Source organism: Pseudogracilibacillus sp. SO10305, assembly GCF_037072005.1.
Classification (GTDB): domain Bacteria; phylum Bacillota; class Bacilli; order Bacillales; family Amphibacillaceae; genus Pseudogracilibacillus; species Pseudogracilibacillus intestinigallinarum.
The window spans coordinates 69,916-93,397 of the sequence record NZ_JAXHDE010000011.1 but is presented as its reverse complement, the minus strand read 5'-3'; the positions used below and the strand labels follow the sequence as shown (position 1 = coordinate 93,397).

26 protein-coding genes and 1 riboswitch are annotated in these 23,482 nt (G+C 35.9%); of the genes, 13 read left to right on the top strand and 13 right to left on the bottom strand.

Features of this window, described 5'->3' with window-relative positions:
- The first annotated feature begins 361 nt into the window (after positions 1 to 361).
- Positions 362 to 1,201, top strand: a complete 840-nt coding sequence (locus SPD45_RS10035) for a lipoate--protein ligase family protein (protein ID WP_442962012.1) — start codon at positions 362 to 364, stop codon at positions 1,199 to 1,201.
- A gap of 2 nt (positions 1,202 to 1,203) precedes the next feature.
- The gene (lipA, locus tag SPD45_RS10030) at positions 1,204 to 2,169 is read left to right on the top strand and encodes a lipoyl synthase (RefSeq protein ID WP_336267601.1); all 966 of its coding nucleotides are present in this window, start codon (positions 1,204 to 1,206) and stop codon (positions 2,167 to 2,169) included.
- 215 nt (positions 2,170 to 2,384) lie between these two features.
- Here lipA and SPD45_RS10025 read toward each other — a convergent pair whose 3' ends face one another.
- Positions 2,385 to 3,203: an MBL fold metallo-hydrolase gene (locus SPD45_RS10025; protein ID WP_336267600.1), complete on the bottom strand. Its 819-nt coding sequence runs from the start codon at positions 3,201 to 3,203 to the stop codon at positions 2,385 to 2,387.
- Between the two features lie 68 nt (positions 3,204 to 3,271).
- The gene (locus SPD45_RS10020; protein ID WP_336267599.1) at positions 3,272 to 4,483 is read right to left on the bottom strand and encodes a serpin family protein; all 1,212 of its coding nucleotides are present in this window, start codon (positions 4,481 to 4,483) and stop codon (positions 3,272 to 3,274) included.
- A 102-nt stretch (positions 4,484 to 4,585) separates the two neighbouring features.
- Between SPD45_RS10020 and SPD45_RS10015 the strand changes: the two genes are divergently transcribed.
- Entirely contained in the window at positions 4,586 to 5,017 is a 432-nt protein-coding gene (locus SPD45_RS10015; protein ID WP_336267598.1) for a PH domain-containing protein, read from the top strand.
- 249 nt (positions 5,018 to 5,266) lie between these two features.
- Here SPD45_RS10015 and SPD45_RS10010 read toward each other — a convergent pair whose 3' ends face one another.
- The 11 genes from SPD45_RS10010 to SPD45_RS09960 all read right to left on the bottom strand — a co-directional run bounded on the left by SPD45_RS10010 (position 5,267) and on the right by SPD45_RS09960 (position 15,479).
- Positions 5,267 to 5,437 carry a transposase gene (locus SPD45_RS10010; RefSeq protein WP_336267619.1) on the bottom strand — a complete coding sequence of 57 codons (171 nt, stop codon included), beginning with the start codon at positions 5,435 to 5,437 and terminating at the stop codon, positions 5,267 to 5,269.
- 566 nt (positions 5,438 to 6,003) lie between these two features.
- Complete coding sequence (locus SPD45_RS10005; RefSeq protein ID WP_336267597.1) at positions 6,004 to 6,456, bottom strand: precorrin-2 dehydrogenase/sirohydrochlorin ferrochelatase family protein; 453 nt, start codon at positions 6,454 to 6,456, stop codon at positions 6,004 to 6,006.
- Positions 6,431 to 7,204 (bottom strand): sirohydrochlorin chelatase, encoded by a 774-nt coding sequence (locus SPD45_RS10000; protein ID WP_336267596.1) that lies wholly within the window; start codon positions 7,202 to 7,204, stop codon positions 6,431 to 6,433. Before SPD45_RS10000 ends, SPD45_RS10005 begins: the two co-directional genes overlap by 26 nt.
- Before the next feature lie 9 nt (positions 7,205 to 7,213).
- The gene (cobA, locus tag SPD45_RS09995; RefSeq protein WP_336267594.1) at positions 7,214 to 7,993 is read right to left on the bottom strand and encodes a uroporphyrinogen-III C-methyltransferase; all 780 of its coding nucleotides are present in this window, start codon (positions 7,991 to 7,993) and stop codon (positions 7,214 to 7,216) included.
- A 16-nt stretch (positions 7,994 to 8,009) separates the two neighbouring features.
- On the bottom strand, positions 8,010 to 8,606 hold the full coding sequence (gene cysC, locus SPD45_RS09990) for an adenylyl-sulfate kinase (protein WP_336267593.1): 597 nt from the start codon (positions 8,604 to 8,606) through the stop codon (positions 8,010 to 8,012).
- Positions 8,603 to 9,757: a sulfate adenylyltransferase gene (sat, locus tag SPD45_RS09985; protein WP_336267592.1), complete on the bottom strand. Its 1,155-nt coding sequence runs from the start codon at positions 9,755 to 9,757 to the stop codon at positions 8,603 to 8,605. The genes cysC and sat overlap by 4 nt, the downstream gene beginning before the upstream one ends.
- A 1-nt stretch (position 9,758) precedes the next feature.
- Complete coding sequence (locus SPD45_RS09980) at positions 9,759 to 10,820, bottom strand: inorganic phosphate transporter (RefSeq protein WP_336267591.1); 1,062 nt, start codon at positions 10,818 to 10,820, stop codon at positions 9,759 to 9,761.
- 19 nt (positions 10,821 to 10,839) lie between these two features.
- Positions 10,840 to 11,556, bottom strand: coding sequence for a phosphoadenylyl-sulfate reductase (locus SPD45_RS09975; protein WP_336267590.1), 717 nt, complete (start codon positions 11,554 to 11,556; stop codon positions 10,840 to 10,842).
- A 94-nt stretch (positions 11,557 to 11,650) separates the two neighbouring features.
- A complete protein-coding gene (locus SPD45_RS09970; protein WP_442962014.1) occupies positions 11,651 to 11,785 on the bottom strand; it encodes a YezD family protein in 135 nt (44 codons plus the stop codon).
- 100 nt (positions 11,786 to 11,885) lie between these two features.
- Entirely contained in the window at positions 11,886 to 13,622 is a 1,737-nt protein-coding gene (cysI, locus tag SPD45_RS09965) for an assimilatory sulfite reductase (NADPH) hemoprotein subunit (protein WP_336267588.1), read from the bottom strand.
- A gap of 45 nt (positions 13,623 to 13,667) precedes the next feature.
- Complete coding sequence (locus SPD45_RS09960) at positions 13,668 to 15,479, bottom strand: assimilatory sulfite reductase (NADPH) flavoprotein subunit (protein WP_336267587.1); 1,812 nt, start codon at positions 15,477 to 15,479, stop codon at positions 13,668 to 13,670.
- 321 nt (positions 15,480 to 15,800) lie between these two features.
- Positions 15,801 to 15,845, top strand: a riboswitch (PreQ1 riboswitch).
- A gap of 10 nt (positions 15,846 to 15,855) precedes the next feature.
- Between SPD45_RS09960 and SPD45_RS09955 the strand changes: the two genes are divergently transcribed.
- The 10 genes from SPD45_RS09955 to SPD45_RS09910 all read left to right on the top strand — a co-directional run bounded on the left by SPD45_RS09955 (position 15,856) and on the right by SPD45_RS09910 (position 23,449).
- Positions 15,856 to 16,344, top strand: a complete 489-nt coding sequence (locus SPD45_RS09955) for a QueT transporter family protein (protein ID WP_336267586.1) — start codon at positions 15,856 to 15,858, stop codon at positions 16,342 to 16,344.
- A 488-nt stretch (positions 16,345 to 16,832) separates the two neighbouring features.
- Positions 16,833 to 17,987 (top strand): betaine/proline/choline family ABC transporter ATP-binding protein, encoded by a 1,155-nt coding sequence (locus SPD45_RS09950; RefSeq protein ID WP_336267585.1) that lies wholly within the window; start codon positions 16,833 to 16,835, stop codon positions 17,985 to 17,987.
- Between the two features lie 14 nt (positions 17,988 to 18,001).
- The gene (locus tag SPD45_RS09945; protein ID WP_336267584.1) at positions 18,002 to 18,649 is read left to right on the top strand and encodes an ABC transporter permease; all 648 of its coding nucleotides are present in this window, start codon (positions 18,002 to 18,004) and stop codon (positions 18,647 to 18,649) included.
- Positions 18,650 to 18,665: 16 nt separating this feature from the next.
- Positions 18,666 to 19,595 (top strand): osmoprotectant ABC transporter substrate-binding protein, encoded by a 930-nt coding sequence (locus SPD45_RS09940; RefSeq protein ID WP_336267583.1) that lies wholly within the window; start codon positions 18,666 to 18,668, stop codon positions 19,593 to 19,595.
- A 1-nt stretch (position 19,596) separates the two neighbouring features.
- Complete coding sequence (locus tag SPD45_RS09935; RefSeq protein WP_336267582.1) at positions 19,597 to 20,244, top strand: ABC transporter permease; 648 nt, start codon at positions 19,597 to 19,599, stop codon at positions 20,242 to 20,244.
- A gap of 36 nt (positions 20,245 to 20,280) precedes the next feature.
- The gene (locus SPD45_RS09930; protein WP_336267581.1) at positions 20,281 to 20,811 is read left to right on the top strand and encodes a GbsR/MarR family transcriptional regulator; all 531 of its coding nucleotides are present in this window, start codon (positions 20,281 to 20,283) and stop codon (positions 20,809 to 20,811) included.
- A 20-nt stretch (positions 20,812 to 20,831) separates the two neighbouring features.
- Entirely contained in the window at positions 20,832 to 21,707 is an 876-nt protein-coding gene (locus SPD45_RS09925; protein WP_336267580.1) for a 3-keto-5-aminohexanoate cleavage protein, read from the top strand.
- Positions 21,708 to 21,729: 22 nt separating this feature from the next.
- A complete protein-coding gene (locus tag SPD45_RS09920; RefSeq protein WP_336267579.1) occupies positions 21,730 to 22,677 on the top strand; it encodes a 3-hydroxyacyl-CoA dehydrogenase NAD-binding domain-containing protein in 948 nt (315 codons plus the stop codon).
- Positions 22,678 to 22,698: 21 nt separating this feature from the next.
- A complete protein-coding gene (locus SPD45_RS09915) occupies positions 22,699 to 23,172 on the top strand; it encodes a thioesterase family protein (protein WP_336267578.1) in 474 nt (157 codons plus the stop codon).
- A 106-nt stretch (positions 23,173 to 23,278) separates the two neighbouring features.
- Complete coding sequence (locus SPD45_RS09910) at positions 23,279 to 23,449, top strand: hypothetical protein (RefSeq protein ID WP_336267577.1); 171 nt, start codon at positions 23,279 to 23,281, stop codon at positions 23,447 to 23,449.
- Positions 23,450 to 23,482 lie beyond the last annotated feature (33 nt).

Genomic DNA, 23,482 nt, shown 5'->3' with positions numbered 1-23,482 from the left:
TCACGCTCATTTCTATGAATGATATTTCTATTTTCCACAGTTATCAACAGGGTTATGCACAAGTTTGTGGACAGATTAAAGAAACATGATAAGTTCAATGTTTTTCGTTGTGTATGAAATGCTGTGGATAAACTAATGGTTTTGTGGATAAATATACATTTTATCCCCATAAGCACGATAAAATAAGGTTTTATCCACAAATACGTTCCTATTAGTAACTATTTTTTCAGATTCTTTAGAGTTAATTCATTCTTTTGTTTTTTAGTCTATAATATACTAAAATAGAAATAGTTTGATAAAAAATTCTTATTATACTCAATTGTTAATACAAATAGTCAATATCTTCAAACGGGGTGATTTTTTGCAAGAAAAGTGGTACATATTAGATACTGGTTATCATGATGCCGCAACAAATATGGCAATTGATGAAGCATTACTTCAATTCCATGCAGAAGGTATCATTCAACCGACTCTACGCTTTTACGGTTGGAAAAATCCTAGTTTAACATTAGGTCATTTTCAAAAAGCTGAAAAAGCAATTGATTTCGATGCCGTAAAGAAACACGGGTGTGATTTTGTTCGTCGTCTAACAGGCGGAAGTGCAGTTTTACATGACGATGAAATTACATATAGTATTATCGTTAGTGAAGAACATCCAAAAATTCCTAGTTCTATTAATGAAGCATATTATGTTTTATCCAAAGGATTATTGGAAGGCTACCAACTATTAGGTGTCAATGCGGAATTTGCTGTACCAGAGGAAGAGGCGAAACGTCAGCGGTCTGATGTTTGTTTCGAACAACCAGCCATTTATGAAATGTTAGTGGACGGGAAAAAAATATCTGGAAATGCACAAACGAGAAAAAACGGTGTATTGCTACAACACGGTTCCATCCCAATGAGTTTTGATCTTGATATGTTGTTTGATCTCTTTAATTACCCAAACGAAAAGGTAAAAGAGCGTCAAAAGCAAGCTTTTAAACATAAGGCGACAAGCATAAATGACATTACCGGAAAAACGCATACATATGAGATGATGCGCGATGCATTTTTACAAGGATTTGAACATGCATTGAATATTCAAACTGAAACATTTCAATTAAATGAAGATCAGTGGAAATATGTGGAACATTTAGTCGAAACTAAATACCGTACGGATGAATGGAATTTCAAACTTAAAAAATCGATGAGGAGCATTTAATCATGGCGAAAGAGCAACAATATTTGCGTAAACCAGAATGGTTAAAAATCAAAATTAACACTTCAGATTCATACAAAGGATTAAAAAAATTAATGCGTGAAAAACGCTTAAATACAGTTTGTGAAGAAGCACGCTGTCCGAATTTACATGAATGTTGGAGTGAAAGACAGACAGCTACCTTTATGATTCTAGGAGATACTTGTACACGTGGTTGTCGTTTCTGTGCTGTTAAAACAGGATTACCGAATGAATTAGACTGGGGTGAGCCTGAACGTGTTGCCGATTCTGTAAAAGTGATGGGCTTAAAACACGTTGTTATTACGGCTGTAGCGCGTGATGACTTAAAAGATGGTGGGGCAGCTGTATTTGCTGAAACAGTTCGACAAGTACGAAAAAAGAATCCTGGAACGACGATTGAAATTTTACCTTCAGATATGAAAGGTGATTATGAAAGTTTGCATGAGTTAATGTCATCTGGACCAGACATTTTCAACCATAATATTGAAACAGTTCGTCGCTTAACGAAACGTGTACGTGCTATTGCAAAATACGATCGTTCGTTAGAATTATTAAAACGTGTGAAAGAAATCGCTCCTGATACACCGACTAAGTCAAGTATGATGGTTGGTCTTGGTGAAACAAAAGAAGAAATTTTAGAAGCAATGGATGACCTACTTGCACATAATGTAGATATTTTAACGATTGGACAATATTTACAACCGACAAAGAATCATTTAGATGTAGAAAGATATTATCACCCTGATGAGTTTAAGGAATTAGAAGAAATTGCATTGGCAAAAGGATTTAAACATTGTAAATCTGGCCCACTTGTTCGTTCTTCTTACCATGCGGATGAACAAGTATCAGCAGCTTCTGCACAACGTCGTATTAAATATATGCAAGGCTATGAAGAATCTACAAATAAAGAAGTTGATTTCTCTTTAAAAGACTTGCTTGATAAACAATAAAACATATTAAATTAGAGGTTAAGACGTAACGTACAACAAATTGGAAACATACATCACTCATAAAGTTAAACAGAAGAAATATGCTAAGCACCCACTTTTACATTGATACGAATAGATGAATCTAACTGAGATTCTTAACCGCCCTGTTCACTAGAAGGAGAGCATATTTCTATAACGTTGATGATTCGTGTGGCATGTTTTACATTCCTTATGTCTTAACCTCTTTTTGCATCTTGAATAATAGATGTAATAATATGCTTGCTATCCCATTCACCTAAGGATAACTTTGTAATCGGATAACTTTTTGTGAAAATGCGTTGTTGGATCTCTTTTACACTACTCCCTTTTTCATGTAATGTTAACACTTTCCCTTGTAAATTTTCTAAATACCGCAACTTTTGTTCAAATGCTTCTCGACCATTTGCTACATAACCAGCATGACAACAGAACATTTCCTTAAAATCATATTGCAAAATTCGTTTGATCGACTGAATAATCGTCGGAATGCTTTCTTCTTGCAAAATAACTTTTGTTTCAGGATGTACATACAGATCACCAGAAAATAATTGACCTGTTTGCTCATTTAAAAATGATAGATGATCAGCAGCATGTCCAGGTGTATGGATCACTTGCCAATGAGCTGTTCGGGACGTAAATGTATCATCGATTGGTTTCGCTTCAAAAGGTGGGCGTTTACCCCAAAATACTTTTCTATATAGTGGGTATGTCGCTTTTTCCTTACAATGTGCAATCGATTTTTCGTTCATATATATCGGTATCCCATATTTTTGTTGAATAAATGCTGCTCCACCTGTGTGATCTTCATGAGAATGCGTAATAACGACTTGTTCTGCTTGAACTTCTTCAAAAAACGGTTGTAAAAAACGGATGACTTTTATCGACCCGGTATCAATTAATACACCATCCACTTCATAGACGATCACATTTAAGCGAACAGGACCTAATGACACGAAATTATGGATGAATCTCACCTGTCCAATCGTTTCCCTTTTGGCATTTGTTTTTAATAGCATCTCTCCACCCCATTCATTCCACAAACCCTTATATGCATCTTACCATAAAATGAATGGTTATTCATACCCTATTTTGCTAATGATTGTATTTCACCTATAAATAAAATTGCTTCCGTTTCCTCCTCCATTATGAAAAATTGAAACGGTCGATTCATTTGCATATAAAATGTATCACTATCCTCCGCTGACATCGTTTTAATCCCAACATTTGTTACAGCAGCAGCTTCCGTTCCTTGCTCGTTTACTTCTAAAAATGTTTTATGTTGTACAAAATCAATCCATAACGGGTCATCAGATGTCGTCATATTCGAAAAGTTTGCGTGTTCATGGTCAAATGCCTTTTCCATTCCCAATCGAATAAGTGCATCGTTTAATTCATACTCCTCGGTTAATGAAAATTTAGGTAATTCCACCGTTCCCTTTTTCGGTTTCATCTCTTTACGTACGGAAGAAAATGACTCATAACTTAGTCCATCTTGTACTTCTTGTAAGGTCGTTCCTTCCTTTGGTAAAAGGACATACATACTCATTTCCCCTTCTCCATATGGAAGTTGCACCATTTCGAACGATTCTTCCTCTTTATAGGATAAATCTTCTTCTAAACTCATCATCGCCACTTCTGTTTCTTCCTTTCCGTAAAAAGGGGCATCAACTGTCCATTCTTCTGCAAATTCATATTGCCAATCACCATCAAAATAAACCGCATTGGTTAACATCAAGACCAATTGTTCATCTAGTGGTGCCTCTACTATTTCTTCAATTTTTTCATTCGTTTGCTCTTTCACCCACGTATTGATTAGGTCCGCCGTTGCAGCATCTGTTATATCCACTTCCTCTACGTTCGCAGAGTAATATGTTTTTACATGATGTTGAAAATTTTTTTCCAATGTATACAAATCATTCAACCAAATTGCGTTAGCCGATTGCAATGTTATTTTCTCTGTCGCTTTTTCTAACGACTCCATCAACCGTTCATTGTCCTCATTTAGTTGTTGCAAGGAAAAGTTATCCATACCTAGTGCTTGCATCATTTCCTCTTTCGTTTCCGCTTCTGCACCATTTACTGTCATCGCTAATGCAATAAACACACTATATGGCGAAACGAATATATTTCCATCCTCTTCTTCTGAAACTTCTTCAAATAATTCCCAAGCAAATTCGTTTTGCGTCTGTTCAACACTTTGATCGATAATCGTTTCTTTCTTCTCCTCTTCGCCACTATCTTTTCCACAACTTATTAACAAAAATACACAACTGAGCATGATCCATGACTTTTTCACGACAATCCCTCTCTTCCTCTATCTATCATACATAAATCTTGTTAAAATGGGTCTACTATATATTATACCATCTATTCATGATGTCATTTAAGGTGAGAAAAAATGAAAACAACCAAAAAACTATATCGATTGTCTTTAAAAGCGCTATTTATCCAATGGATACAACCTAGTTATGTACTCGTGTTTACGATATTTTTCATCTTTTATTTCATTCCAGAGTGGTGGATGATTCCAATCATTATTCTATGTTTAATCTTTTTCAGCCGCTATCTTTCTTTCAGAAGTATCGCCTATACCTTTACAGCAAAGGAAATCATATATCAAACGGCACTCTTGAAAAGGCATACTGTTACATTGTCCTTCACAAAAATCGATGAACTTTATATGACACAAACATTTTTTCAAAAGAAATTACGAGTTGCCTCGATTCATATAAAATGTAAAGATAACATAGTGTTTTTACCGCATATTCCACTAGAACACGCAAGAGAGATGCTACAATTGTATGACGAAAACAGAGCAGCGCCGGAATAAACGGCTCTTTGTCAAATGGTGTCGGTGACCCTCTTAAAGTCAACTAATATGTAATTGTGTGGAGTCAATAAGAATAGCGTGAATATGTCACTTCGGAAATGTACTCCGCTTTCCGCGTGCGGCTGCTAAGCCAAGCTCAGGCTTTGCCTTCCCTTGTCTTATCTAGGCCTTTTTTTCACGCAGGAGTCTACGTACATTTCCTACGTTTCATCTGGTTGTTTTCATGCTAGTTTCCTCTTCCTTTGTAGGTTAAACTGCAGGGGAGGAAGATTTTTTACTTTGTATGAATGATCTCCATTTAAAGTGTAAAATGATTCTCTTTTTAAAATTATGAAAGTTTCGATATCCATATGCAACGCGATTCCATACCTTTATTTTGTTATTAATCTCTTCGATACGACCGTTATTGTATGAATACATCAAGCTATGTTTGATATACGATATATGTTTTTCAATGTCTTAATGCTTGTCTTCATGTAATGAAAGTATAACGATTGGTCAACGGTATTTAGTGTTTACGTCAAATTTAGCTGTAATGAACTTAGCCATTCTTCCTTGATATGATCTTAATTCTACAGCATTTTCCTCGACTTCGATGTTCTTATCATGTATATCAAGCAGTAATTTTATATCATTAGGATGAGACAAGTGATTTCCCTCCTGGATTAGGTTTTCGACGACTTTCATTCTAAAGGGAAATTCACTTGTTTTCTATTTTTATGCATAAAAAAGGTGCCAGTGAATTATTTTCCACCAACACCAAATATTGTAGAGCTGAATAAACCTATTCCTGCGCTTCTCCACATATATAATTCCAAAATACAAACCGCCCCTTATCCATCCGAAAGTGTACTAGCTACTATATCCTATACATACTATAACTCCAACACGAGGCATATCTATGACTTCTCTTAAAAACTTACCCTATTATGTCGCACATCATATTTATTTTTATTAGCACTTTCTTTTTTTTCATTCTGACATACTTATTCTCCTTCTTTAAGAAATGTACGTATGTCATCTCGTACTTTCTTTGCCAATATTGGTTGTTTTCCGTTCGTACTTACCGCTACTTGGATTTGCTCTGTTTTTATCATTGCTGCCATCATCGTATTACTTGCCGTATGGTCTGATACATTTAATGTTAATTGATATGGTGCACAAGATTGCACAATTTTTTCATTTAGTTGGCGATCATTTGTTGCCGCAATGACATAAAACGCTTCTTTTTCATCCCCGTTCTCATATTGCCTTTCTCTCCATTGTACTTCCCCTTGCACCACAAATTGGTTTAAACGTGCTGTAATCTGTGGACTAATAAGCTCGATATTGGCACCTAAACCTACAAATGACGTCACTTTTCGTTCGGCTATTTTTCCACCACCAACGACGAGTATTTTTCTCGCACTAAAATTAATCCATATAGGATAGTACGCCATCTGATATACTCCGGTCTTTTGTCACTTGCTGAATGCGTTCATACATATAAGGTGTAATAGCCTCGCTTTTTCCAATTTGTGTGCATAAATGAACATCGTACGCTTGGTTTTCTCTTTGCATTACATCGACAGTCTCTTCTATATGTTGCATTAACAAACCAGTAAATAGTAAATATGGTACAACATAAATATGTTTCGCACCATATGTTATATGCTGATCCAGTCCTACTTGTAAGGTAGGTGTCTGTGCCGCTAAATAACATACACTAATTTTCCGAACATATATTTTCGCTTTTAATTTTTCTATAATGTGTTGTAAATCTTTTAAAATACTTACATCAGAACTTCCACGAGCAATCAGCAAAATTGAAGCATCTTGTTTCATCGGTCCGTGTTCTTGTAAACGATCAATAATAGCATCTACCATATAATCATGCACACCAAAAGGAGGGCTATATGTGAATGTTATATGTGGATATTTCTTTTTTGCTTCTTTTATCATTTTTGGTAGGTCATTTTTTGCATGACCTGCTTCTAAAAGCAATAATGGCACGATTGCAATGTTTTTTGCCCCTTTTGCTACACAAAGGTCGATCCCTTCATGTACTGCGGGAAAAACAAAATCAATAAAACTCATTACTTGAATCGGCACTGGAACATGCTTCATATAATATGAAATAAAGTTTTTTGCTTCCGTGACTCCTGCTTGTGATCTCGTACCATGTGCTACATATAAAATAGCTTGCAAGTCAATCCCTCACTTTACATGTAATTCTAATAGTGGATCCTCATACTGCGATGTTGTAAACCATTGTAAGTGCTGCTGTAATCGAACAACTTCTCCAATAACGATAATTGCTGGATTAGATAACTCCTTCGTTTCAGGATGGGATAAAATATGTGCTAATGTGCTAGAAACTGTCCGTTGTGTGTCTGTCGTACCCCATTGAATAACCGCTATTGGCATGTTAGAGTTTTGACCTGCTAATAATAATTGTTCGACGATTCGTTGAAGGTTTTTCATCCCCATATAAATAACGAGTGTATGGTTCGATTGTGCATATTGACTCCAGTTCATTTTTTCTATTTGTTCGTCATGACCAGTCATCACGGTAAAACTATTACTAACATTCCGATGTGTAACAGGAATGCCAGCATATGCTGGTGCTGCAATACCCGCTGTAATACCTGGAACAATTTCAAATGGTATTTGATGTTGAGCAAGTACTAATGCTTCTTCCCCACCACGGCCATATATAAAAGGATCACCACCTTTTAAACGTGTAACAACTTTCCCACGTTTTGCATGATTTACGAGTAATTCATTTAATGCGTCTTGTTTAATCGCATGATAATTTGGTTTTTTTCCTGCATAAATAAAAGTTGCTTGTTGTTTTGCATATGTGAGTAATTGCTTATTAACTAATCGATCATAAAAAATAATATCTGCTTCTTCGATAGCACGTTTCCCTTTTATTGTAATCAGTTCTGCGTCTCCAGGACCTGCACCGACAATATACACTTTTCCTTTCCCCATACAAAATGCCTCCTATTTATTGAATAAAATGATGTGTACGTAAATATTGAATAATTTTCGCTGCCGCTTCCTCAATATTTAACACGTCTGTTTCGATCGTTATTTCCGGTTGTGTTGGGGCTTCATATGGGGAACTAATACCTGTAAATTCAGGAATGATCCCTTCACGAGCCTTTCTGTACAATCCCTTCGGATCACGCGCCTCACATGTTTCTATTGGGCACTTCACATATACTTCAATAAATTCATCTGCTTCAAATAACTGACGAGCTATCTCTCTATCTTCTATAAATGGAGAAATAAAAGCTGTCATCACGATTTGCCCACTTTCAGCAAATAGTTTCGCTACTTCCCCAATCCGTCTAATATTTTCTTTACGGTCCTCATTTGAAAAACCTAGATTGGCATTTAAACCGTGACGAATATTATCGCCATCTAATACATAACTATGGATAGATTGCCCATGTAATTGGTAATCTACAGCATTTGCAATAGTTGATTTTCCAGACCCTGATAAACCAGTTAGCCAAATAACAGCACCTTTATGTCCTTTTAATGCGTACCTCTCTTGTTTCGTTACTGTTAAATCATGCCATACAATATGTGTACTCATTTGCTAGTTCCTCCTGACACCTTTTTCTTTTCTCTAAATCCTTTTATAAGCACGTCGATTACTTCAGATCGACTAAATTCTTTCGGTGGATGTTCTCCATTTCGCAACATTTCACGCACCTTTGTTCCTGATAACAAAAGATGGTGCGAACTATCATGTGCACACGTTTTTGTCGTCCCCATATTGCCGCAAGCAGTGCAATAAAAACTATTTTCAAACTTTAAAATCGTAATCCCTAACTCTGCTTCAAATTGAGCTATTAGATGCTGTGCTTCATATGTGCCATAATAATCTCCGACTCCAGCATGATCACGTCCAACAATAAAATGCGTGCAACCGAAGTTTTTCCGTACAATCGCATGAAAAATCGCCTCACGTGGTCCTGCATAACGCATTGCCGCAGAAAACACCCCTAAAAACACTCTATTTTTTGGATAATAGTTTTCCAACAAAGTTTCATAGCTTTTCATCCGAATGGATGCAGGAATATCGTCTGCTTTCGTTTCTCCTATTAAAGGATTTAAAAATAACCCATCGACTGTTTCCAGTGCAACTTTTTGGATGTATTCATGTGCACGATGTACAGGATTACGCGTTTGGAAACCGACAATTGTTTCCCAACCAAGTGCCTCAAAATGTTTTCTAGTTTCTTTCGGGGTGTAATGATAATGGGAAAATTCCCGTTCTGGAAATTTTGTTAATGTAATAGGACCAGCTATATAATTATTTGGACGTTCTAATAATTTTTTCACCCCTGGATGTTGTTCATCTAATGTTCCATATACATGTTTAGCTTCTTTCTCTTTATCTGCTCCATATATTTCAGTTATTTCAATATATCCGTACAATTGTCCATTATTTTTTAACCCGACCTTTTCTCCGATTTTTAAAGATGTCGCAATATTATCCGTAACAGGCAAAGTAATCGGAATACTCCATACTTCCCCATTTGCTAAACGAATATTATCTAAAACAGAATGATAATCACGTTTTGACACAAATCCTGTTAGAGGACTATATGTCCCGTTAGCAATTAATTCTAAATCACTTAAAGCAATCGCATCTAATTCAATGTTTTTTGTAGTCGTATTTTCAGCGGTTATATGCACTCGTTGTATTAATGTACCGCCATGTGGTAAATTTCCTGTCATATTAAACACTCCTTTTATTTATTTCCTTCTTCCATATACTCGTTCTCATTTTCCATACTGTAACAACAAACAATAGGAAAACCGTCATTAACAAGATAGATAACATATCCTGTTCGACAAAAATTTGTACCATATAATAAGCGATAAAAAAAGATATTAATGGAGAGGCGACCCAAACAATCATAATTCTTTTAAAAATTGGTTGCTGAAAAATTACTTTTCCTTCATTTGCGACACCGACACCGACGATGGCAGACGTCGTTACTTGTGTCATTGGGATTGGTATGCCACAGATCGAAGCGATAATCGTAATACATGCACTTGTCAATGAAACGATTAGCCCATCATGGATAGAGATTTTCGTTATCTTTTTCCCGTTCGTATCAAGCACTTTTCCTCCGAATACGATGGCACCGATGGCTATAAACAACCCTCCTACTCCCATTGCAATCGAACTTGGAATCATCGCTGCACCGACGAGTGGTCCGACTGCGTTTGCGACATTGTTCATACCTGCTGCCAATGCTTCTAAGAAACCAGCTATAATAACAAATAGGACGATATACTGTTTTTTTATACGAAATGGTTGAGGGAATTTTATCCTTACTTTTTTATAAAATAAAATGGCTCCATAAACGATTAAAAATGCTAGCAACGGTGTAATCATCCACCATAGAACAATATATAAAACAGACTCCACGTAAATACTTTTATATACAAAGCCAAGACCAATGACTGCCCCAACTGTCACTTCACTTGTCGATAATGGAATACCAATCATATTTGCAATGAATAAGGATGTACAAGCACTCCCTAAAATGATGACAACAGATGTTGCATTTAATAGTTGGACGTCGATGAGCCCAGTTCCGACTGTTTCAATCACTTTTCGGCTACCAAATGCCGCTCCTAAAAATATAGCGATGCTACAAATAATTAATGTCCGTCTTTTAGAGCGAATCGCACCTGTTCCATATACGATTCCCATCGATGCTGCCGCACCACTGCCACCTATATTCATCGCAAATAATAATGCAATGAAAACCGCTATGATTATTACCATAATATATCCCTAACTCTCTTTACGAAGAGGAATGTAATCCACACTCCGTCTTTTGAAATTGTGCCCACCTACCTGAACGACTATTAGATTCATCAGATACAGGTAAAGTACATTTTTCACATCCGATGCTTGGATAACCTTTATCATGCAAAATATTGTAGTCCAATTTATGCAATAAAATATATTGCCATATTTCCTTCCACGTCCAATGAATGAGTGGACAAACTTTAATCGCTTGAAAAGTATCATCTTTATTAATATAGTTTGTATTTCTTCTAGACTGTGATTGTTCGCGTCGCAATCCAGAAATCCACGCACGCACATCTGTTAACACTGCATGCATCGGTTCTACCTTACGTATATGACAACATTGATTTGGATCTTTCTCCCATAATGCCGCTCCATATTGGGCTTCCTGCTCTTCCACTGATAACTTAGGTTGTTTAAGTTGGATATTTAATGTCGGATAACTTTCTTTTACTTGCTTAATTAACTGATAAGTTTCATCAAAATGTAATCCAGTATCTAAAAAGACGATCGTTGCATCTTTTGCTACTTTACTAATTAAATCGATTAATACGATTCCTTCTGCGCCAAAACTACAAGCATATACGATGTCGCTTTTTTCGTATGTGTTATATGCCCATTTCAACACATCCAACGATTCATGAAATTGTTCATTTAATTGTGTGGCAATGGAATCTTCCCAATGTTCATAAGACAATGTTGCACCCATGATATTACACCCCTTTCAAATGAAAAAAGACGACAGCAGGAAAGAACCTCTCTTCTTCCAAACTGTCGCCTCTAGTTTTCTAGTCAGCAAATGATTATTTAAGTCTTATTTTTTCATTTTTTTCAAGCTGAATAATTTTTCCATCTTGAACGATGATTGTAATGGTGCCAAATGATATAGTTTTTAGCATGTCAAATATCTTTTTGGATAATTGCGCCTCACTTTCAATATCATTTTTCACAATCATTCCCCCTTTACCTATTATTCGCACCCGTTTACTTATATATAGGGAATATCATACCATGTTTTCACATGTTTTCCTACTCATATCATCTATTTTCATGAAATTGTAATCCATTATACACTGCTGGTACATATCCTTCTCGTACGACAAAATCTCCGAAATATTCGTTTGCTAATTTTTCTTTTGCATAATGGTTAATAATCGGTTGTAAGGTAGCTAATATTTCTTCTTCTCCAATATTTTCTTTATATATTACACTTAAGCGATCTCCGTTAAAACTTCCACCTAAATGTAAATTATATTTTCCTGGTGCTTTACCAATGAATCCTATTTCTGCTAACGCTGCTCGTGAGCATCCATTCGGGCAGCCGGACATTCGAATCGTCATTTCTTGTTCTTCTAATCCCGCTTCTTCTAATAATATTTCAATTTTATCAATTAAACTAGGTAAATATCTTTCCGATTCTGCCATCGCTAATCCACAAGTAGGAAAAGCGACACAAGCAATCGAATTACGACGAATGGCTGACGCATTCTCTCCTCTAGAAATATTATATATACGTAATAAGCGATCAATTTGTTCCTTTTTCTGCTCTGTTACATTTCCAATAATTAAGTTTTGATTCGGTGTAAGGCGAAAATCACCTGTATGCACTTTAGCTATTTCTCGTAATCCCGTCATTAATAAATATTGATCTGTATCTTTAATTCTTCCATTTTGGATAAAAATCGTCATATGCCATTTTCCATTCGATCCTTTTACCCAACCGTAACGATCACCATTATGATCAAAATGAAAATCTTTTGGAGCAGACAACTCATATCCTAATCGTTCGTGTAATGTCTCTTTTAACCAATCGACTCCTCTTGCATCAATCGTATATTTAAACCGAGCATATTTTCGAATAGAACGGTTACCGAAATCACGTTGAATCGTAACTAATTTTTCTGCCACATCGACTGTTTTTTCCGGTGTACAAAATCCAATTATTCGACCAACTTGGGGATATGTATGTTCATCCCCATGTGTCATGCCCATTCCACCACCGACTGCTATATTAAAACCGATAAATTTCCCTTCCTCTATAATTGCGATAAAACCTATATCTTGAGAATAGACATCGACATCATTGGAAGGTGGTACGGCAATACCAATTTTAAATTTTCGCGGCAAATAAATATCTTTATATATCGGTTCCTCCTGCTCCTCTGTCTGTTGATGGTCCACCACCTTTTCCCCATCTAACCAAATTTCATGGTATGCATTTGTTTGTGGTTCCAAATGTTTGCTTATCTTCATTGCCCATTCATAAACTTCTTCATGTACATCTGATTGATAAGGGTTCGGATTACACATGACATTTCGATTGACGTCCCCACAAGCAGCTAACGTTGATAATAATGTATCATTGATCGCTTGCATCGTTTTTTTCATGTCCCATTTGACAATGCCATATAATTGAAATGCTTGCCTTGTCGTTAAACGTAATGTTTTGTTGCCATATTGGTGTGCGATATCATCCATCGCAATATATTGTTCCGGAGTGACAACCCCTCCTGCCGCACGAACGCGAATCATGAACTGATAAGCTGGTTCTAGCTTTTGTTTCTGTCTTTCTAATCGAAGATCACGGTCATCTTGCATATAACTCCCATGGAACTTCATTAAACGATTATCTTCTTCTGGAATACTTGCAGTTAATGAATCTGCAAATGACTCGACTAATGTTCCACGTAAATAATTACTTTGAATTTTTATTTCTTCCACATCACTATGTTTTTCTGTCATCGTTTCTAATGCTTTTTGATTTTTTAATGTCACTTTAAATCTCCTCTCTGTATGATTTGATGCTCTCCATCTTATTCTTTAATACACATCACGTTGGTAACGCTTTTGTTGTTGCATCATTTTTAAGTAAGCAGTTGCTTCCTCTTCAGATTTATTCCCTTCCTCTTGAATAATTCGCAAAATCGTTTCATGTACATCTTTCGCCATGCTTTTTTCATCCCCACAAACGTAAATCGCTGCCCCTTCCTCTAACCATTGATAGAACATTGTTTTTTCTTCCCACATTTTATGTTGTACGTATACTTTTTCTTCTTGATCACGTGAAAATGCAACATCCATTTTCGTTAAAACACCTTGTTTTATCCAACGTTGCCATTCAATTTGATATAAAAAATCTGTGCTATAATGTTGATCTCCAAAAAACAGCCACGATCTTCCTTTTGCACCCATTTCCTCTCTTTCTTCCATAAAAGATCTAAATGGGGCAATCCCTGTTCCAGGTCCAATCATAATAATCGGTACTTGATCGTCTGCTGGTAAACGGAACTGATCATTCTTATGCACATACATTTTCACTTTGTCTCCTGATTCTATACGCTGTGAAAATTGTGTCGAACAAACACCATTTCGCTCCCTTCCTCCAGCATGATAACGAACTACCCCTACGGTTAAATGTACTTCGTCCGGATTGGCGTGGTAACTACTTGCGACCGAATAAAGACGTGCAGGCATTTTACGTAATAATGGTAATAACTGATGTGGACTCGTATGTTGTAAGGAAAAGTCCTCTATTAAATCTAATAGATCATGATTTTCTATATATTCCATTAATTCATTTCTATGTTCTTCTTGTAATAAAGTCGTTAGTTTTTCGTGTTGAAAGGTGGATGCTATCTTTTCTAAGATAGGTTTAGTTAAGCGAGTGATTTCATAATAATGTTTTAGCGCATTTTCAATCGTCCACGCATGATCCTTTATCGTCATTTCTTTATCTTTTTCCCATCCAAAACTCATCATCAATTGTTCTACTAAATGTGGATCATTTTCTGGATAAATTCCGATAGAATCGCCAGGTTCAAATTTTAAATTGGCATCTTCGATAGACAATTCAATATGTCGTGTTTCTTTATTCGACCCACGCCCATTTAAATTTATATTTTCTAATACTTCTGCTTCAAAAGGATTTGTTCTCGAATAGAGCGACGTTACCTTATTTTCACTCGTTGTATTCGCTACGTTCTTTGGAGTAATTGCCGTTAGTTCTTTTAGCTCTGATGAGATAGATGTAAACCAACTTTCGGCATCTTCATCAAAATCTACATCACAGTCTATTCGGTCAGCAATACGAGTCGCTCCTAATGCTTCGAGGCGTTCATCAATTTGCTTTCCAGTTAAACAGAACTGCTCGTAAGAACTATCACCTAAAGCAAGCACAGAATAATGTAAATCATTTAATTTTGGTGCACGCTTACTTTGGATAAACTCACAAAACTCTATCGCATTATCAGGTGGATCTCCCTCACCATGGGTACTAATGATAATAAGGACATGGGTTAATTTTTTTATATCTCGCGCTTTAAATTCATTCATACAAATTGCATTTACTTTTAAGCCATTTCCTAGTAATTGTTCTGTGAAATTTTCCGCTAATGATTGAGCATTTCCTGTTTGAGTACCGTATAGAACGGTTACTTCTTTTGTCTCTGTCACTTGTACTTCTTGTAACATATGGGTTGGTTCCTGTTCGATTGCACTCATATCTGTGGCTATTTCAGCGGTTAAATAACCACTAAGCCAAACCCTCTGTGTACCGGTTAACTTCCCCAATAACTGATTTAATAATTGAACTTGTTCTTCACTAAAAGGACTGTTTCTTACTTGTAGCTGCAACTTTTATACACCCCACCATAAAATAATATAAAAAAAGGGCGAAACAAATCACGATATAGTGATTTGTTTCGCCTCTAGTTTTCTAGTCAGCTTATATTTCGATACGTATCATCTTATCCACTATCATATTCATATAATTCCTACCTGTCAAGTCATATTTAGAAGAAAGATGAAAATAGTGCTTTTATCATATTTCCTTCCTGTTGATCTAAAGCGTATTTTTATATTACCTCAATAGTTGAAAAAATAATATAGTAAGTTTAGCTCTTTCTAGTGCTCATTATTTGAAAAATTAGATGATTACTAGTATTATAAGCAAGGTTACACGTTGTTCGGAACCATCCAACGTAAAAAAACTAAGGGAGAGAATTATATTATGCAATCAAGAACATTAGTCATTAACGCGCTTGTTGCAGCACTTTATTTTGTTGTAACTGCCGTTGTTGCACCATTCGGATTTTTAGGGATCCAATTTCGAATTTCGGAGTTATTTAACCATTTAATCGTCTTAAATAAAAAATATTTCTTCGGGATTGTTGTTGGAGTATTTCTTGCCAATTTAGTGTTTTCACCGACAAAAGCAGATATCATCTTCGGTGTATTACATACGGCATTATCTTTAGGAATTACAATGTATATCGCTCGTTTTGTGAAAAACAAAATTGCACTTATGTGGATCAACACAGCTGTATTTTCGATTAATATGTACATCATTGCGTACATGCTTATCTTTTTTGCAGATGTACCAGATGCTTTTGGAGTATTATGGTTATCACTTGGAATAAGTGAATTTGTCACAATGGGTGTTGCAATTTATATTATGTATTTCTTAAATAAACGATTAAACTTAGAAAAACTTATTTAAGTTAGAATAAAACTATCCTTGGTATACTTTTTTTGATTACGAAAAGCAAACTTGTCGTTTATATGAACTATTGAAATAAATTAAGGACTTTGGTACGTTACTGTACTAAGGTCCTTATTTTGTTTAATTTTCTCTGATAGCCCTCTATTTTCATGGATGAACCTTCAAAAAATGACACAGAATCTTCCCTTTCTCTATGATGTGAATACACCAATAAGCAGACAATAACCTTCCATCATTTTTTCAAAATTATCTTCATATATCATATGGATTTTTTCTTATCAACCTCTATTAAAACAATCCATTAAATGTAATTTGTCGTTAAACGGAGGAATTTGGAGGAATTGTACGATATACTCCTGTAAACTTTGTACAATTTAAACTGTACAAAGTTTATGGACTATTATGTCCTTATATGAAATTTTATTATTTTTTTCATTTCATCTATACTTTTTTTATAACTGTTTTTATTTTGGAGGTGGAGATCATTGTTAGAGTTTAAAAACGTAACAAAGAAATATCAAGACGGTACGGTCGCAGTAAAAGACTTTAATTTACATATTAAAAAAGGAGAATTCGTATGTTTTATTGGTCCGAGTGGCTGCGGGAAAACAACAACAATGAAGATGGTCAATCGACTAATTAATGCAACGGAAGGAACTATTTTAGTCGATGGAAAAGATATAAAGAAACAAAATGCAGTACAACTTCGACGTTCTATTGGCTACGTCATTCAAGAAATTGGTTTAATGCCACATATGACAATCGAAGAAAATATTGTTTTAGTTGGTACATTATTAAAATGGCCAAAAGAAAAGAAAAAGGAACGTGCACGCGAACTATTAAAATTAGTGAACATGCCAGAAGAATTTTTACAAAGATACCCACATGAATTAAGTGGTGGACAACAACAACGTATCGGTGTATTGCGTGCGTTAGCTGCAGATCCTCCATTAATTTTAATGGACGAACCATTTGGTGCACTAGATCCAATTACACGTGATGGTTTACAAGAAGAATTTAAAAAGTTACAAAAAGAATTAAATAAAACGATCGTATTCGTTACACATGATATGGATGAAGCAATTAAATTAGCAGACAAAATTGTTATCATGAAAGATGGACAAATTGTACAGGCTGATTCTCCGAATGAAATCTTAAGAAATCCAGCGAACCAATTCGTGGAAGATTTCTTAGGAAAAGATATTCTTATCCAAGGTCGCCCAGATGTAACAAAGGTTGGACAAATTATGTTAAGTTCACCAATTACTGTTGAAACATCTACATCACTTAAAAACGCAATTGCAACGATGCGTGATAAACGTGTGGACTCATTATTAGTAGTAGATACAGACAACACTTTACAAGGATATGTAGATTTAGAAACGATTCAAAAGCATTATAAAGAGGCAGAACTTGTAGGAGATATTATGAACAAGGAAGTATTCTCCGTTTATAGTGATAGCTTATTAAGAGATGCTGTAAGAAGAATTCTTCGATTAGGTATTTCATATGTGCCAGTTGTAAATGAACATAATCAATTAGAAGGTATCGTCAAACGTGCAACATTAATTGATGTTGTATATGACACGATTTGGGGAGACGGTACAGAATTAGACGAAATGGTTAAAGCATCAGAATAGGAGGTAGAGATAATATGAAGGAGTTTTTCTCTGAACATGGAACAGATCTCTTAGTGAAAACTGGAGAACACTTATATATATCATTAACAGCGATATTATTAGGTGTTTTAGTAGCTGTACCACTTGGTATTTTATTATCCCGAATTCCTAAATTTGCAGGGTATTTCATATCTTTCGTCGGGATTTTACAAACGATTCCAAGTTTAGCGATTTTAGCATTTTTCATCCCTTTAATAGGTATTGGAAAATTCCCAGCGATTTTAGCGTTATTTTTCTATTCCTTACTTCCTATTTTACGAAATACATATATCGGTATGCGTGATGTGAATAAGGAAGTAAAAGAAGCTGGAAAAGGAATGGGAATGAGTAATTGGCAACAAATTATTAAAATGGAATTACCACTTTCTATACCTGTCATCATGGCTGGTATTCGCCTTTCAACAGTCTATTTAATCGGTTGGGCTGCATTAGCAGCATTCATCGGCGGTGGTGGTCTAGGGGACTTTATTTTCGATGGATTAAACTTATATAAACCATCACTTATATTAGCTGGTACCATTCCTGCAACTATTTTAGCAATTATTGCTGATAGACTACTAGCCATATTAGAAAACAAGTTAACACCAACAGGATTAAAAGGTGTAAATGAAAAAGTTGCATAATATTGGAGGTGGAATAATGAAACGTATTTTTACAAAAATAAGCATCCTTTTCACAATCATTCTTATGCTTGTAGGGTGTTCCTTACCAGGTTTAGCGGAAACATCAAAAGATACCATAAAAATCGGGTCCTTAGCAACATCTGAATCCGAAATAATGGCACATATTTTAGCTATTTTAATCGAAAAAGAAACCGATGCGACAACTAGCCAAGTAACTAAATTAGGTTCTTCTATCGTGCAACACCAAGGTATGATCCGTGGTGACTTAGATATGACTAGTACACGTTATACAGGAACTGATATTGCTGGTGCGCTCAATATGGAGCCGGAAAAAGAACCAGCTAAAGCATTAGAAATTGTACAAGAGGAATTCAAAAAACAGTTTGACCAAACATGGGGAGAGACATACGGATTCGAAAACAGTTACTCTGTAGCTGTTACTAAAGAATTTGCGGAAGAAAATGATATAGAAACTGTTTCAGACCTTGAACCATTCGCAGATGATTTACGATTTGGTGTCGATAACGCTTGGGTAAATCGTGAAGGTGATGGATACAAAGGTTTTACAGAAACATACTTTGACTTCGGTGATGTGTTCCCGATGAACATTGGATTAGTATATCAAGCTGCAAATAGTGGAAACATGGACGTTGTTCTTGCCTACTCTACAGACGGACGTATTAAAGAATTCGACTTGGTCGTTTTAGAAGATGACAAGTATTTCTTCCCACCGTATGATGCTTCACCTGTTATTAATAATGAAGTATTAGAACAATATCCGGAAATAGAAGATATTTTCAAAAGGTTAGAAAACCAAATTAGCACGGAAGATATGCAAGAATTAAACTATCGAGCAGACGTAGAAAAGGTTAATCCGAAACGAGTTGCCGAAGAATTTTTAGAGGAACATCATTACTTTTCAACTGACGAAGAAGGGGTGAATTAATGTGGAAACAATAATAGAGTTTCTTCAATATACAGCAGAAAATGCAGACTATATTTGGACAGAATTTTATCGTCACTTTCTAATGGCTGTTTATGGTGTATTGTTTGCTTCCATTATTTCAGTCCCTTTAGGTATTTTGATTGCAAAGTACGGAAAGTTAAGTAGCTGGGTATTATCTATTGGTAGTATTATCCAAACGATCCCTGCACTTGGATTAATGGCTGTTATTATGATTGTATTAGGACTCGGAACGAACACAGCAATTGTTACTTTGATCCTGTATTCTATTTTACCAATCACACAAAACACATATGTTGGTATGAAAGATGTGGATAAAAATATTATTGAAGCGGCACATGCCTCTGGTATGACGAAGTTTCAGTTGCTTCGCATGGTCGAACTACCATTAGCTATTAGTGTCATTATGGCAGGTATCCGAACTGCTTTAGTAATTGGGATTGGTATTGTCGCAATTGGAGCGTTCATTGGTGCTGGGGGACTTGGTGCGATTATCGTAACAGGTACAAACGCAACCGATGGAACTGCGATTATTTTAGCGGGTGCTGTACCGACAGCATTAATGGCTGTTATTACAGATTTAATATTAGGATGGATTGAACGACGATTACAACCAGGACGAGCTAATTAGTTGTAAGTAATTAATTCATTGAAAGAAGGTATAAACATGTCCAATAATTCTGATAAAATTCAAGATATTGAAATGGATTTTGTCGATAAAATAGCAGATAATATGCAGGCTTTCGGTGTACAAGGAAGTTTAGGGCAAGTGCTTGGGACGATTTATATGAACCGCGAACCAATGACATTAGATGGATTAGCTGATGCCACTGGTATGAGTAAAACGAGAATGAGTCAAATCGTTCGAGATATGATTGATATGAATATCGCTGAACGTGTATATAAGAAAAATGTTCGAAAAGATTTATTCCAAGTAGAAAATGATTACTATGATACTTTCATTTCTATATTCACTTCTGCTTGGCGAAAAGCGATTGATCGCAATCGACATTTTGAAAGAAAAGTAGAAAAAAAACTTCGCGACCTTGAGAGCTCTCCTAATCTAACAGAGGAAGAGGAAAAAATGTATAACGAGCTATTACACGAATTACATGAATGGATAGCTTACTATGATTGGATTCGTAGATTAAATGAGTTTTTCGAAAGTGGCGAAGTATTTAAATATGTACCAAAATAAAATTTTAGGAGGCGTTTTTTATGCTTAAAAAAGTAATGGTAACATGTGCAGTAACTGGTGCTGGAGATACAGCGGGTAGAAGTGAACATGTACCGGTAACACCAAAGGAAATCGCAGATTCTGCAATTAAAGCTGCAAATGCAGGTGCTACTGTAGCACATATTCACGTTCGTGATCCGGAAACTGGTGGTATTAGCCATAAAATGGAACATTACGAAGAAGTAGTAGAACGAATTCGCGAAAGTGATACAGATGTTATTATTAATATTACTGCTGGTGGTGGTGGAGATTGGATTCCAAGTAAAGAGGATCCTACTGTAGGTGGACCTGGAACATGGATGCAAACACCGAGTGAACGTCATGCACCAGTTGAAAAACTATTACCTGAATTATGTACACTTGACTGTGGAAGCTTAAACTTTGGTGACCAAGTATATATTAGTCCATATGGTTGGTTACAAGAACACGCAAAAATGATTCAAGATGCTGGAGTACGACCAGAGTTAGAAATTTTTGATACTGGTCAATTACTTTTAGCAAAGCAGTTAATGAGCGAAGGATTAATCAATGAAGATCCCCTATTCCAATTTTGTATGGGAATTCCTTGGGGAATGGATGCTGATCCTGAAACATTAATCTATTTAAAGAACCGTCTACCTGAAGGTGCTCATTTCTCTGCATTTGGTATTGGACGTCAACAATTCCCAGTAGCGATGCAATCATTTTTATTAGGCGGACATGTACGTGTAGGATTAGAGGATAATTTATATTTAGAAAAAGGTGTTTTAGCAACGAACGAACAACTTGTAGATAAGATGGTAAACATCATGCAAGCGGCAGGTTCAGAGCCAATGTCACCTGATGAAGCGAGAGACTTTTTAAACTTAAGAAAATAATGGCAGAAAGAAGGCTTTAACATTGAATACAAATATTAAAAACATTACAGTTGTCGGAAGCGGAGTAATTGGCAGTGGTTGGATCGCTCGATTTTTAGCACATGGATACAATGTGACAGCGACAGACCCTGCTCCAGGCGCGGAAGAAAAATTACGTATTGCGGTTGATCACGCATGGAAATCATTAGAGAAAAAAGGATTAGCAGAAGGTGCTTCAAAAGGTAATTTAACTTTTGAACTGGACTTTGAAAAAGCAATTGCTTCAGCTGATTTGGTACAAGAAAATGCGCCAGAACGTGAAGATCTAAAACAAAAATTATTAAGTGAGATTGATCGTATTGCACATCCCGACACTATTATCGCATCAAGTACTTCTGGGTATAAACCTTCTACATTACAACAGTTTTGTGGCAATCATCCAGAACGTGTCATTGTTGCACATCCGTTCAACCCTGTTTACTTAATTCCATTAGTTGAATTAGTAGGAGGAGAAAAAACACCCGCGCACATTATGGAACGTGCTGAAAATTTCTATCAATCTGCTTCGATGAAAACATTAATCGTCCGTCATGAAATTGAAGGACATATTGCAGACCGCTTAATGGAAGCATTATGGCGAGAAGCATTACACTTAGTAAATGATGGGGTTGCAACAACAGAAGAAATTGATGATTCCATTATTTATGGCGCAGGTTTACGTTGGGCGCTAATGGGGCCTTTCTTAACATTCCACTTAGCTGGTGGTGAACAAGGAATGCGTCATATGTTAGACCAATTTGGTCCAGCATTAAAATCACCATGGACAAAACTCGTTGCACCTGAATTAACAGAGGACCTGAAAGAAAAAGTTATCGCAGGAACAGCTGCACAATCAGAAGGTTCTACTATTAAAGAATTAGAAGAAAAACGTGATAATTTCTTAATTGAATTACAAGACTTACTTCAAAAATATTGGTCAGAAGCTAAGTAATGGATGAAGGGGGAAATTGCATTGACATGGAATGAACCTATATTAACAGGAACCGTACAAAAAGAATGGGTGGACTATAATGGACATTTAAACGATGCAGAGTATGCACGCATCTTTAGTTTAGCAGTCGATGAATTAATGATTCGCCTAGGCATCGATGAAACATTTCGTACGGAACAACAGTATACAATTTATACACTTGAAACACATATTTTATATGTATTAGAAATGCATCAAGACAGTCCTTACAAAGTAGAGGCACATTTAATCGATCATGATGCAAAGAGATTGCATATGTTCTTTACATTATTCGACGCTGATGGAAACAAGACAGCGACAAGTGAACAAATGTTAATGGGTATCGACCAATCTACTGGACGTGCCGGAAACTTCCCAGAAGTGATTCATGAACAAGTTCTTGAATTTAAAGCACAGTCGGATACAAAAGAGACACCGAAAGAAGTCGGTCGTGTCATTGGCATTCGTAAAAAATAAACTTTCCATTATAAACAAAGGTACTAAATCTATTTTGATTTAGTACCTTTTTTGGCGGGATGTATGTGTACGCGGGGTTCTCTTAGGTATATTTATATTCGCAAGTGTGGCAGGAATTGCGTGGGAACTTGCGGAATTATACCATATATTCGCAAGTGTGGCGGGAATTGCGTGGGAACTTGCGAAATTAAGCCACATATTCGCAAGTGTGGCGGGAATTGCGTGGGAACTTGCGAAATTAAGCCATATATTCGCAAGTCTAACGGGAAATATGTGATAACTTGCGAAATTAAGCCATATATTCGCAAGT